Source organism: Francisella sp. AG1 (assembly GCF_057683165.1).
In genome coordinates this window covers 1,800,336-1,813,622 of the sequence record NZ_CM173135.1, presented here as the reverse complement: position 1 = coordinate 1,813,622, position 13,287 = coordinate 1,800,336, and the positions used below count along the sequence as shown (strand labels likewise).

Genomic DNA, 13,287 nt, shown 5'->3' with positions numbered 1-13,287 from the left:
AGTTTAGTAAACTGATCTTGATTTAAATATTAGATAGTTCCCAGTGAAAATAAATAAAGCGCATATTATCAGCATTATTATACTAATATTTTGTCCAAATAATAAAAATGCAAACAAAGGTCCCCAAATTATATAGGTTATGTTTAGTGACATAGCTAGAGCTACATCTGAAAATTTAAAAGCTTGCATGTAGGCTAAATCTGCTATGTAGCCAACTATTCCAACAATAGCCATGAGCATTAGGATATAAGCATCAACAGTTGAAATAATAATAAAAGTAAATGGTAGAAATATGAAAAATGTAGAGAGCTTACGTAAAAACAATAAAGTATTTGCTGAAATATTGGCATTTAAAACCATTTTATATATGACTCCTTCTAGCCCCCAAAATATAGCAGCCATTATTGCAAAGCTAAGGCCTATAATACTGTTGGATTTATCAAAAAGTTCATTATAAGCAGTTAGTGAGATTCCTATTACTACAATTATAAAGCCTAAGATTTTAAGTGGTGTAAGGGTTTCTTTAAGACAGATTCTTGCTCCAACCATACCTACTGCAGGATAACATGATGAAATAATAATAGCAGCCCCTGTAGATATATCTTTAGTTGAAAGCATATACATAGTCATAGCTAGTCCACCTAATAGGGGGATACAGCAAATGCTTATAATTTGCCATATTTTAAGATCTTTTACTTTTTTAATAGAATTATTAGATACTATTCCTACTGTAGCAGCAACTCCTAAATCATGAATGGATGTTAACCACATTGAAACTAAAAATGTCATAGTTAATAAAGTGTGAATTTGTCCGGCTAATGTGTAGTCTAGTCCCCAAAATACACCTGAAAATGTCCCAAAGAAAAATGCTCGTTTTTTACATACCATTTACTAAATAATTAACTATTTTAAATATTATAAGTAAGCATACAATAGAGTATATGAGCGTTCATTTCAAGTCTATGACAAAATTGATACTATAAACAATTATAGAGTGATTGTTTTAAAAGCAGTGAGTATTTGGTAGTATTATCATCAATATTTCTATTATTTTATTATATAAAAATGCTCAAATATCAAAGTTTTGTGGATGGGAAATTTGTTTCAAATAATACTTGTAAAGTTTTTGATGTAGTTAATCCAGCTACAGGGGAAATTATTTATCAAGTAGAAGAGGCAGATAATTATATTATTGATTTAGCTATCTTATCAGCTCAAAAGGCATTTAAGCAATGGTCAGCAAAATCACAAATTCAACGAACCAGAATTTTACAAAATGTATCAAAAATATTACATGAAAAAAATAATTTGTTAGCAGAAATAGAGGTTTTAGATACAGGCAAGCCACTTCAAGAGGCAATAGAGGTTGATATCCAAACTGGAGCAGATGCTATTGAATATTTTGCAAATCTTGCTCAGAGTGTTTCAGGTGTTCAGCAACAAGTTGGTAATGATTTTTTTTATACACGTCGTGAACCATTAGGAATTACATTGGGGATAGGGGCATGGAACTATCCACTACAGATTGCATGTTGGAAATCAGCTCCAGCACTTGCTAGTGGCAATGTAATGATTTTTAAACCATCAGAAGAAACTCCTCTTGGAGCAATAAAGCTCGCGGAAATATTTATTGAAGCTGGAGTCCCTGCTGGAGTATTTAATGTTATACAAGGTGGAGCAGATGTAGGCAAAAAGCTTGTTGATTTGCCAGAAATTCAGAAAGTATCTTTTACTGGTGAGGTAGGCACTGGTAAAAAGGTAATGTCTGCTGCAGCAGCTAGTCTGAAAGAAGTTACGATGGAGCTAGGTGGTAAGTCACCATTAATAGTTTTTGATGATGCAAATATTGATGAAGCAGTAACTGCTGCGATGCTTGGTAATTTCTATACACAAGGTGAGATTTGTACTAACTGTACTCGTGTATATTTACATGAAAATATTTATGATAAGTTTGTTGAAAAATTGCTAGAGCGGACACAGAGAAATATTATTATTGGTGATCCATTAGATTTAAAAACTAATTTTGGTGCACTTATTAATAAAAAGCATATGTCTTTGGTGTTGGAGTATATTGAGAATGCCAAGAATCAAGGCGCAAAGCTTATATGTGGAGGTAATAGAGTTAGTTTACCAGCTTGTAAAAATGGTTATTTTGTAGAGCCAACAATATTTATTGATTGTAATGATGATATGAATATTGTCAAAGAAGAAGTGTTTGGCCCTGTAATGAGTATTTTAAAATTTAAAGAGGAAGAAGAGGTTATCTTACGTGCAAATAATACTAAATTAGGCCTTGCTGCAGGGATATTTACAAACGATATACGTAGAGCTCATCGTGTTATTCATCAAATTCAAGCGGGTATATGCTGGGTTAATGCGTATGGGGCTTCTCCAAGCGAAATGCCTGTTGGAGGGTATAAACTATCAGGAGTAGGGCGTGAAAATGGTATTGAAGCTTTGAATCACTATACACAGACTAAGTCGGTCTATATTGGAATGTCTAAACTTGAAGGGCCATTTTAATAAATGCAAAAAAAATATGATTATATAATAATTGGAGCTGGATCAGCAGGGTGTGTATTAGCAAATAGGCTCTCTGCAGATGAAAATAATAGCGTGCTATTAATAGAAAGTGGTGGAAGTGATAAAAGTGTATTCATCCGCATGCCTACAGCATTATCGTATCCCATGAACACCAAAAAATATGCTTGGCAATTTCATACTGTAGCTGAACCATATCTTGATAATCGTGTAATGCATTGCCCACGAGGTAAAGTACTAGGCGGGTCATCATCTATAAATGGTATGGTGTTTGTTAGAGGGCATAGAAAAGATTTTAATCAATGGGAAGAAAGAGGAGCTAAAGGCTGGAATTATCAAAATTGTTTACCATATTTTAAAAAAATGGAGAGTTATTTTAAAGGGGCTAATGATTATCGAGGTGATAAAGGGCCAATAAATGTTACTAATGGTAATAATATGCAAAACCCTTTATATAATGTTTTTATTCAAGCCGGAGTGCAGGCTGGGTATCCACGTATAGATGATTATAATGCTAAAGAGCAGTATGGATTTTCACCAATGCAGATGACTGTAAAGAATGGTATACGCAACTCGACAAGTTATGGTTATATTGCGCCTGTGAAAAAGCGTGAGAATCTAACAATAATAACCAAAGCTACGACACAAAAAATTATTTTTCAAAATAAAAAAGCCATAGGTGTTAAGGTTAAGCATAAAGGTAAAATTTTTGAATTTAATGCTACAAATGAAATTATTTTAAGTGCTGGATCTATAGGATCACCTCATTTATTACAAGTTTCAGGAGTTGGTGATATAGGTGAGCTTAAGCAAGCTGGGGTCAATATCATCCATCATTTACCAGGTGTTGGTAAGAACCTCCAAGATCATTTAGAGTTTTACTTTCAATTTAAATGTAAAAAACCAATTACACTTAATTCTAAGCTAGGTTTATGGTCTAAATTTAAAATAGGTTTAAATTGGATGTTATTTAAAAAAGGTCTTGGTATTACTAATCATTTTGAGGCCTGTGCATTTATACCTTCTAGCCTGAGTGATGAATCATGGCCTGATGTTCAATATCATTTTTTACCTGCGGCAATGCGTTATGACGGTCGAGCTGCTTTTAAAGGCCATGGGTTCCAAGTACATGTTGGTCAAAATAAACCTAAAAGTAAAGGATATGTTAAGTTATTAACTCCTAATATTAATGATGCCCCAGAAATTAGATTTAATTATTTGGAGCATCAGGATGATATTATTGGGTTTAGAGACTGTGTGAAGCTAACGCGTGAAATTATTAACCAGCCAGTGTTTGATGAGTATAGAGCAGGAGAGATTCAGCCTGGAGATCATATACAGAGTGATAGCCAAATTGATGAATTTGTGAGAGCAAATGTTGAAAGTGCCTATCATCCATCATGTAGCTGTAAGATAGGTTTAGACGATATGGCAGTGGTCGATGAGAACCTAAAGATTCATGGCTTAGAAAATATTCGTATAGTTGATTCATCAGTTTTTCCAACCATTCCCAATGGTAATCTAAATGCTCCAACAATTATGGTTGCTGAAAGAGCTGCTGATATTATTTTAGATAAAATATAGTTTTTAGCCACTTATAGGCTCTTTTTGGGGCTCTATAAGTAATTCATTTATAACTATATTATTAGGTTGTTCCATTGCAAATAAAATTGTTTGAGCTATTTGTTCAGGCTTTATAAAGTCTTCAAAATCGGAACTTGCATATTTATCGACAGCTTGACTATCTGATGACATATCTTGTAAAGGCGTAGCAACATTACCAGGTTGAATATTAACAACTCTAACTCCTTTCTCTATTAGCTCTATGCGAATGGCTCTAAGAGTATATTCCATATATGCTTTTGAGCCTGAATATATTGCTAACCCTGGAAATGCTTGACGAGCAGCATCAGAGGTTATATTTATGAGCATGCCTTTAGCTTTGATGATTGAAGGTAACGTTGAGTATAAAATATTTGTAAAACCTATAATATTAGTATTAATGGTTTCTAACCATTCTTGGTAGTTTCTATTTTCTATAAGTTGATAATACATTACTCCAGCACAGTTAATAACATAATCAAAATCACCAAAATTTTCTATAGCTTTATTTATAAAAGTATTGACACTATTATGATCTTTAATGTCCACCGATTGGAAAAAAACATTTCCACCACTAATACTTATGTTGCGGCGTGAGCATAGAGAAAGCTTTACTGCTTTTTGTGAATACAAAAGTTCAGATATAGCTTTACCCATTCCACTAGATGCTCCTATAATTAAAATATGCTTGTCTTTAATTAAATTCATTGTTTTCTTTTCCTTTTAATATTTTATTTAAATAGGTTTTGGTGATTTCTGGATAGTCTATATTTATATTTTTCATTAAGCTTTTATAATTTGCTTGTTCATACTTATTTTTAGACGAGTTTATATTTACCTCATCAGCAGCAAGATATCTAATTGAATCATCTGTAATCATCTCGACCCATTTATCACTTGGTATGATCTCATAATTAAATATTTCTGTTAGTGTTTTGGATTCTAGGAAATTTTTATTGGTTATATTATAAATATATTTAGAGTTTGGTTCCGCAGTAATAAAATACTCGATAACTTTAGCAATATGATCGATAGGTGTCATTTCTAGACTTATATTTTTTGGAATTTTTTTTTGAGAGTATATTTCTTGAAGTAAAAGCCAATTAGTATCTGAGTTGTTGATATAATTACTATTTAATGGAGCTATATTTCCAAGTCTTAATACAGTTGTATGCAGACCTTTTTTTACAGTTTTATGGACTAGTTTTTCTGCTGCCCATTTACTTTGTGAGTATCCAGACTGCAAAGAATCAAGCCAGTTAATATCTTCAGACTCATCAAACTGTCTATTTAAATGAAGAGGAAAAATACCATTAGTTGATATGTGAATTAGATGCTTGCTTTTGTTAGTTAGACAAAAATTTATAGTATTTGCGGTTCCATCAAAATTGCTAGGTTTTAGAATATTATAAGGTAATAATAAATTTACAGAGGCCGCTGTATGGATAACTGTATCAATCTTTTTAGAAAGCTCTTGCCATTTATTTAATTCCCATCCGAACTCTTTCTTAGAAATATCTCCAGTTAAGCAAATTATTTTATTAGTCACTTTTGTATTAAGTTTTTTCAATAGTGTCTCTATACGTAATTTTGCTTGTTTCTGATTTTCAGCTCTAACGAAGCAAAATATAGTTTCTATTTGTTTATTTGATTTTAATAAACTAATTAGGTGTGAACCAAGAAAACCTGTTGCACCTGTAATTAATATATTTTTAGAATAGATAGGTTGTTTTTCTAGAGTAATATTAGGTTTTATATCGTTAAATAGATTATTTATATTAGTCAAAATTTCTTGAGTTATAGTCGAATTTCTATGGTTGTGTTTTTTGATTAAAAAGCTATAACTTTCATTAAGTGTACTTTTTTCAATAAAATTACTTATTTTGATATCAAATCCAAAGTCTCTTAATTTACTTATAAGTAGCATTGCTGATAAAGATGATCCACCAAGTTCAAAGAAACAGCTATCAGGAAAAATAGATTCATTTTGAATACTTAGTATATCTGACCAGAGATATTTATAGTCTTCTAAATTATTAATAGTTTTTAGATCATTGGTTCTTGAGGGATGATCTTCTAATTTTAATACATTTCTATCTAATTTGTTTGAGTATCTATTTAGAGGTATTTTATTTAGTAAAACTATATATTTAGGGAGCATATAATGAGCTAGATACGGAGATATTTTATCTAGAAGTATTTTCGACGGTTTATCATTTTTAAGTTGCCATTTGTCACAAAATTTTTGTTGTTGATCGTTTGGAACTTCTAAATATGCGACTAAAGATTCTGACATCCTAGTGTTGCCAGTTTTATTAACTACGCAGTGCATAATATTAAGTTTATCTTTAATGGTGGCTTCTATGAATGGTAAAGAAAGCGTATATCCTCTTAATTTAATAATATAATCACACCTTCCATAAACAGTTATTAACTGTCCATCATTAGAAAGTTTTCCGTAATCACCTGTTTTATATAGTCTCTTCCCAATTGGACTATCTTTTGAAGATATAAATCTTTCTTTATTTAAATCAGGTCTATTTATATATTCATTGGCTAGTCCTACTGCATGTATATAAACTTCTCCTTTACTATTATTCTTAATTACTTCTTTATTCTCATTAAGTATAACAGCCTCTACTTTAGGTAAAACATGGCCAACAGGAACAATTCCATCTTTTTCAAGAGTCTGGTCATTTTGATGCAACTTATATACAGCTACATCATGACATTCAGAAATTGAGTAAAGATTATATATATTCGTACTAGGCATAAATTTTTCTAAACTATGCTGTAGCCAACTAGAGACAACTTCACCATTAAGCCAGCATGTATCTATATATTTAAATATTTCTATAGCAGCCTCTTTTGATGTTGATAGTAAAGTTTCCAGATATGAAGGCGTAAATAGAATTTCATTAATTTCTTTATCTTTTATATAAATTGAGAGGGCTTTGAAATCATAAAGAATATCATCGGGTATTATGTTTGTTCTACCTCCTTTAAGCAGAGGTCTAAATGCCTCCCAAAGATAATAAATATTACATCCAATAGAGCTATTTTCATTATAGGGTTTGATTGTTGCTCTAATTTCATAAGAAGCTAATATTGCTCTATGGGATATAGAGATCCCTTTATTTTTTCCAGTGGTTCCTGATGAATAGACTAGCCAAAAGCTTTTATCAGGATCAATAAAATTACTTTCAAAATTTTCTATAGGTTCTTCGTCATATTGAGATAGCATATTAATATAGTCCATACATATCGAGATCTCAACATCTGGAATTTCATCACAAAGTATTAGGTCGGAGCTAGTATCTTTAATTATATTTTTTAGTAATGGTAAAGGAAATGATTTGTCTAGTTGGACACAACTAGCTCCTATACTAGAAATAGCTAAAAAAGCTATAATAATTTCATGGCGTTTGGAACTATATATTGAGATTATACTTTCAGAGCTATAGCCATAGTCAGTAAGTTGTTTAGCTAAGAATTTTATTCTATTAGCAGTCTGTTGATAAGTTAAAGCAATATTTAAATCTGTAATTGCTATATTTGTGGGTGTCAATTTAGCTTGTTTAAAAAAACAACTATTAAGTGTATTTGAAATCACTAGCCTATATTTGTTTAATATTTCTCTTAGAGATATGGTAAATTATTTGAGTAGCTAAGTTAAGCATTTAAGTGCCTAGTATGTCTAATAATTTATATAGTTTAGAGAGTAAGGAATATCTCAATTTAATTTTTTAGTTATAAGTTTGACTTAGTTTTATAAAAATAGCACCGTCTTTTTTGATTATTGCACCTTCTTTGGGAAAGATATTAAGGGATTTACTCATTTCTTTACCAAGCTCTATTTGTTGAGAGTTTGGAAGTTTATAAAATAGTCCAAGCCACCGCATAAAATAATATGCTCGATGATTTATGTTGCTTGTCTGCCATTTTTGGTCTGGAAATATATTACTAGAAAGATCTAATTGACTATCAATGTAAAATGGCTGAGAATATATACTTTTTATATAAAAGCTATCATCAGCTTTTGAGCTAGTAATAAAAACTACAGGTGTTTTATATAATTTTTTGCCAAACTTTGTATATAAAGTAGAGTAAATATATTTTAGCTTATATTCATTATATTTTTGAGTCATATTTTGACTGTAGGTTAACTCGCATATTTGTTTGAAGCTAATAAATAGAGCTAGGAAAGTCATGATTAGCAAGATGTTTTTTTTTGAAGATAATTTTAGCAATGAAATTATAACTATAGCTGTGCTTAAAGGAATTGAAAATAGTATTCTGAAAGGCATAGGAGTAGCTAAGGTGATGATGAGAGCAAAAGGTAGGAATAAACACATTATTAGAGAAATTGTAATAAAAATAGGAATTCTTCTGATAAAAATAATAAGTAATAATAATGCTATTAAATAAGTATAATTAAAAGGTGAAGTTAATAGTTCAATAAAGTACGTGTACAGATTTTTTATTGTATGGAAAAAGGTATCACCTCCCCAGCCACTATACATATTTGATAAATAGACTGATTTTCCAGTGAATAAATAAAAAAAGTTAGAAGTTAGATAGTAGATAATTAAAGAGATTAATGAAATGAAAGTGATTCTTAGTATTGTTTTGCTAAATAGCTTAAAACAATGTGTGTCAAGTTGTTCTATGATGGTTAAGAATATAACCCCTTCCAAGAATAGTATTATAAATGATTGATATATACCAATTGATAGTGATAAATAGATTATAGTTATTACATAATTTTTTGATTGATTTTCATCAGAACTAATTATTAAAGAAAAATAATATATAGCTAAAGTACTAAATAAAAACCCAATTCCAATTCCAATGATTTGATTGATGAAATTAAATTGAAATATATAAATAGGAGAAATAAGGTAAAGGCTGCAAAAAACAATAATTTCAGTTAGGGTGAAATTTTTCTTTTTAAGAATAATAATCCATACTATACTTGATGAAAAGAGTAATAATAGACCAGTTAACTGGCTAAAATATGGTAATGCTACTTCACCTGATATTTGGGTTATCACTCCCAATATAGGTCTACCTAAACGATAAAATTGTGTATCTAAAGGAAGTAAGAACTCACTGTTGCCTAAACCATATGTCGCTAGTTCGGTATCTATACTAATATTCCATGAAAAAATAAAATATGCATATACTATTAAAAATATAGAGAGCAGTAGTAATACTGTTTTTATAATATTATTTGGTAAGTCTTTTATATCTTTTATTAAGTTTTTCATTTTTTTAGCTAAATAATATAATTATTAGTTGGTAATATCTTATTTTTATTGTAAATGACAATATTTAATATTTATACAATCTTTAAGAAATACGATATAAAACCTAAAGGAATTAGTTTAGAATAAAAAGCTAGGTAGAAGAAATTATTCTTTGAAATGATAGATAAAAGTGGCTATAGAGCAAATGTTGCGATAGTTTTGCTCAATAGGCAAAATAGAATATTTTGGGGGCAAAGGAAAAATAGATCTTCTTGGCAGTTTCCACAAGGTGGTATTTCCGTTGGTGAGACTCCTTTGCAAGCTATGTATAGAGAGCTCCATGAAGAAGTTGGATTGCGTCCTCATGATGTAGAAGTTTTAGCTTCAACTAGAGATTGGTTTAAGTATGATATTCCTGAGTCTTTAGTAAGAAATAGAGAACCTGTTTGCATTGGTCAGAAACAAAAATGGTTTTTGTTACGGTTAAAAAGTTCAGAATGTAGTATAAATTTAGAGGCAAATAGCTCTCCAGAGTTTGATAATTGGCGTTGGGTAAGTTATTGGTATCCTATTAACCATGTGGTTTATTTTAAACAAGATGTATATCGTAGAGCATTAACCTATTTTAAAAAGTTTATTGAGTGAGCAAATATTTAATGATTTATAGGTTACTTGTTTTTTTAGCTTTAGAGTAAAAAAAGGTAGTTTTATGCTTGTTGATTTTCTACAAATGACTTTGACCATAAGTATGTAAATATTCCGATATAAGCAGCTATGATTACATCAGAAACATAATGATCTAAAATTATAACTCTACTTATCGCAACTAGACAGCCTATAAATATAGCTAATAGAGTAAGATATTTTTTGTTGAAAAAGTTAGCTATAGCTAGAAGGCCGGCAAAAGTAAATGCCGTATGTCCAGAGGGCATTGAGTTTAAGGAGCTCTTAAATGAAAAGAAATTAAAGCCATATTGATTATCAAAAATTAGTAATTCAGGCCTACTTCTTGCTAAAATGACCTTTAGACTTCCAGTGATAAAAAAAGTAAGAATTAGTGCTAGCGACATTGTGTATAGCTTGCTAGATGGTTTCTTAATAATGTATTTATAAATGCAAGTAGCGGTTACTATTATGGTAATTAACATCCATATACTAGGAGAAAATAACTTTGAAAATAAAGATGAGAATGTACTGATCTTTATGCCAAAAAAATCACTGCTATGAATAAGCATAACAATCTTGATATCTAAGAAGTTATAACTAAAAGCTACAGCAAATAAAGTAAGAATACCGTATATAATAGTATTTTTTATAAGTTTACAATCTAGACAATTCATAATTAAAATTTCAAAACCAGCTAATTAGTTGATAAAGTATAATATTAGCATAACTTAAATTTAAAAACTAAAATGTTTAAACAAGGTTGGTATGAAAATGCTAAGTGTATTAGGAGTAATAATTTTAATAGTCGACCCAAAAAAAGTAATATTAGCTTAGTAATAATCCATTGTGTTAGTTTACCTGAAGGTGTTTATGAAAATACTAATGTTGAAAGCCTATTTACTAATAGATTAAATTACGATTGTCATAAGAGTTTTGAAAGTTTAAGAGATATGACGGTATCAGCACATTTTTATATAAAACGTGATGGTAAGATAATTCAATTTGTATCTGTTGATGATAGAGCTTGGCATGCTGGAATTAGTTCTTTTGAAGGTAAGTCTAACTGCAATGATTTCTCTATTGGTATAGAGATGCAGGGTACTGATAAAACTCAATATACAGTAAGTCAATATAGGAATCTAAATCTTTTGTTACAGGATTTAAAAAACTCGTACCCTGCTTTAAAAAGCATAGCAGGCCATGAGGATATCGCACCAGGTAGAAAAACAGATCCAGGTATAGGTTTTGATTGGTCGAAAGTAAAGTTTTAAATTTATTCTGTTTCTGCCTTATCACCATGACTTTCTAACCAGTCGCGGCGATCTTTAGATCTTTTTTTAGCTAAAAGTTTATCTAGGATCTCAGAATCATTACTAATATCTGAAATTGTAAGTTGTAGTAGCTTTCTTGATGAGACATCCATAGCAGACTCACGTAACTGAATAGGATTCATTTCACCAAGTCCTTTAAAACGCATAATATTTATCTTACCAGCGAGTTTGGCATTTTCTGTAAGTATAGTATCTTTTTCATATTCATCTAAAGCATAGAAAGTATTTTTACCTATATCTATTCTAAATAAAGGTGGTTGTGCTATATATATATGACCATTTTCAATAAGTTTTCTAAAATGTTTCAGAAACATTGCACATAAGAGGGTAGCTATATGTAATCCATCTGAATCTGCATCTGCTAAGATACAGATTTTATTGTACCTTAGTTTAGATATATCGTCATTATCAGGATCTACACCAATAGCTGTAGCTATGTTATGAACCTCTTGAGAGTTCATGATGGTATCAGCATCAAGTTCCCAGCTATTTAGTATTTTACCTTTAAGCGGCATTACTGCTTGGAAATTTTTATTACGCGCTTGTTTTGCTGACCCTCCAGCAGAATCTCCTTCGACGATAAAAAGTTCAGTAGAATTGACATCAGAGCTGATACAATCGGTAAGTTTGCCAGGTAAACGAATTGATGTGTTCATTATGCGTTTGCGGGCGGTTTTTTTATCAGCATTTATTCTTTTTTGAGCTATATGGTTGATATTATCTATTATTAGACGAGCTTCTTCAGGATGCTGGTTAAGCCAAATAGTTAGTAAATCTTTAACAGCTGTAGCAACAAATGTTGTTACATCTTTATTTGATAGTTTTTCTTTTGTTTGTCCACTAAATTGAGGGTTTGTTATTTTAGTTGAGATCACATAATTTAATTGAGCAAAAGCATCATTTGTAGAAATTTTGACATTTTTTATTGCCAGTGAATTTTTTTCAACATAGGTTTTGATGGCTTCATATACGCCATTTTTGAGGCCGGTTACGTGAGTACCATCTTGAGGAGTTGGAATTAAATTTACGTAACTATTTTTTATGCTTTCTATAGGTGTCTCACACCAGCAAAATACAGCATCAAGAAAAGAATCTCCATTTGAGAAATCATCAATCATAAAAGGTTCTATTGGAAGTGTTTTAGTACCTAATTTTTGATCAAGATAACCTTTTAAACCAGTTTCAAAATGCCAGTTCGCTCTTTCTTTTTTTATTTCATTAGAGTATTTAATTGTAAGATCTTTACAGAGTATGGCTTTTGCTTCTAGTAAATTTTTTAGAGCTTTAATATTAATTTTTGTTTCATCAAAATATTTTTTGTTGGGCCAAAATTTAATTTTTGTACCAGTATTTTTTTTGCCTACGGAGTCTATAACTTCTAGATCTTTAACTTTGTAACCATCTTCAAATACTATATGATGAACTTTACCATCTCTTTTAATTTCAGCTTCTAGTCTATTTGAGAGAGCATTAACAACAGAGACTCCTACACCATGTAAACCTCCAGAGTGTGTATAGTTTTTATTATTGAACTTTCCTCCAGAGTGAAGTTTTGTCATGATGAGCTCGATTCCTGACATTTTGTGCTCAGGATGTATATCTGTTGGCATGCCTCTACCATCATCTGATATTTCTATGCTGTTATCAGTATGAAGTATGATATCAATTTTATTAGCAAACCCAGCAAGAACTTCATCGACACTATTGTCAATAATTTCTTGAACTAGATGATTAGGGTTTTCGGTATTTGTGTACATTCCAGGTCTTTTTTTAACTGGATCTAGTCCTGTAAGAACCTCTATGGATTTAGCATTATAGTTTTGCATTTATAGCTTATTTAGATAAGTTAGATTATGTTATTTAAACTAGATTTTATCATATTATTACTCTAATTCGGA

At 30.5% G+C, this 13,287-nt stretch carries 11 protein-coding genes and 1 pseudogene; 5 read left to right on the top strand and 7 right to left on the bottom strand.

All coding sequences use genetic code 11. From position 1 onward, the window contains the following. Nucleotides 1–3: 3 nt before the first annotated feature. Nucleotides 4–888: a DMT family transporter gene (locus ACR0PV_RS09455; protein WP_488172836.1), complete on the bottom strand. Its 885-nt coding sequence runs from the start codon at nt 886–888 to the stop codon at nt 4–6. A 177-nt stretch (nt 889–1,065) separates the two neighbouring features. Here ACR0PV_RS09455 and betB point away from each other — a divergent pair, with 177 nt between their 5' ends. Both betB and betA read left to right on the top strand, forming a co-directional pair. Further along, the gene (betB, locus tag ACR0PV_RS09450; RefSeq protein WP_488172835.1) at nt 1,066–2,523 is read left to right on the top strand and encodes a betaine-aldehyde dehydrogenase; all 1,458 of its coding nucleotides are present in this window, start codon (nt 1,066–1,068) and stop codon (nt 2,521–2,523) included. A gap of 3 nt (nt 2,524–2,526) precedes the next feature. After that, the gene (gene betA, locus ACR0PV_RS09445) at nt 2,527–4,125 is read left to right on the top strand and encodes a choline dehydrogenase (protein ID WP_488172834.1); all 1,599 of its coding nucleotides are present in this window, start codon (nt 2,527–2,529) and stop codon (nt 4,123–4,125) included. A 3-nt stretch (nt 4,126–4,128) separates the two neighbouring features. On the opposite strand, the gene ACR0PV_RS09440 is transcribed toward betA, so the two are convergent. The 3 genes from ACR0PV_RS09440 to ACR0PV_RS09430 form a co-directional block, all read right to left on the bottom strand. Continuing rightward, nucleotides 4,129–4,851 carry an SDR family oxidoreductase gene (locus tag ACR0PV_RS09440; protein ID WP_488172833.1) on the bottom strand — a complete coding sequence of 241 codons (723 nt, stop codon included), beginning with the start codon at nt 4,849–4,851 and terminating at the stop codon, nt 4,129–4,131. Then, entirely contained in the window at nt 4,838–7,756 is a 2,919-nt protein-coding gene (locus tag ACR0PV_RS09435; protein ID WP_488172832.1) for a non-ribosomal peptide synthetase, read from the bottom strand. The genes ACR0PV_RS09440 and ACR0PV_RS09435 overlap by 14 nt, the downstream gene beginning before the upstream one ends. A 133-nt stretch (nt 7,757–7,889) precedes the next feature. Further along, nucleotides 7,890–8,291, bottom strand: coding sequence for a hypothetical protein (locus tag ACR0PV_RS09430; protein WP_488174009.1), 402 nt, complete (start codon nt 8,289–8,291; stop codon nt 7,890–7,892). A gap of 31 nt (nt 8,292–8,322) precedes the next feature. On the opposite strand from ACR0PV_RS09430, the gene ACR0PV_RS09425 reads away from it, so the two are divergent. After that, nucleotides 8,323–8,571, top strand: coding sequence for a hypothetical protein (locus ACR0PV_RS09425; protein ID WP_488174008.1), 249 nt, complete (start codon nt 8,323–8,325; stop codon nt 8,569–8,571). Here the strand turns inward: ACR0PV_RS09425 and ACR0PV_RS09420 are convergent. After that, nucleotides 8,463–9,413 (bottom strand): annotated as a pseudogene (locus tag ACR0PV_RS09420) (glucosyltransferase domain-containing protein); the annotation flags it as partial. The gene ACR0PV_RS09425 and the pseudogene ACR0PV_RS09420 overlap by 109 nt on opposite strands. Before the next feature lie 156 nt (nt 9,414–9,569). Between ACR0PV_RS09420 and ACR0PV_RS09415 the strand changes: the two are divergent. Then, nucleotides 9,570–10,037, top strand: a complete 468-nt coding sequence (locus tag ACR0PV_RS09415; protein WP_488172831.1) for an RNA pyrophosphohydrolase — start codon at nt 9,570–9,572, stop codon at nt 10,035–10,037. A gap of 62 nt (nt 10,038–10,099) precedes the next feature. Here ACR0PV_RS09415 and ACR0PV_RS09410 read toward each other — a convergent pair whose 3' ends face one another. Then, nucleotides 10,100–10,732 carry a phosphatase PAP2 family protein gene (locus ACR0PV_RS09410; protein WP_488172830.1) on the bottom strand — a complete coding sequence of 211 codons (633 nt, stop codon included), beginning with the start codon at nt 10,730–10,732 and terminating at the stop codon, nt 10,100–10,102. A gap of 72 nt (nt 10,733–10,804) precedes the next feature. On the opposite strand from ACR0PV_RS09410, the gene ampD reads away from it, so the two are divergent. After that, on the top strand, nt 10,805–11,329 hold the full coding sequence (gene ampD / locus ACR0PV_RS09405) for a 1,6-anhydro-N-acetylmuramyl-L-alanine amidase AmpD (protein WP_488172829.1): 525 nt from the start codon (nt 10,805–10,807) through the stop codon (nt 11,327–11,329). Nucleotides 11,330–11,331: 2 nt separating this feature from the next. On the opposite strand, the gene parE is transcribed toward ampD, so the two are convergent. After that, a complete protein-coding gene (gene parE, locus ACR0PV_RS09400; protein ID WP_488172828.1) occupies nt 11,332–13,215 on the bottom strand; it encodes a DNA topoisomerase IV subunit B in 1,884 nt (627 codons plus the stop codon). Nucleotides 13,216–13,287: the final 72 nt, after the last annotated feature.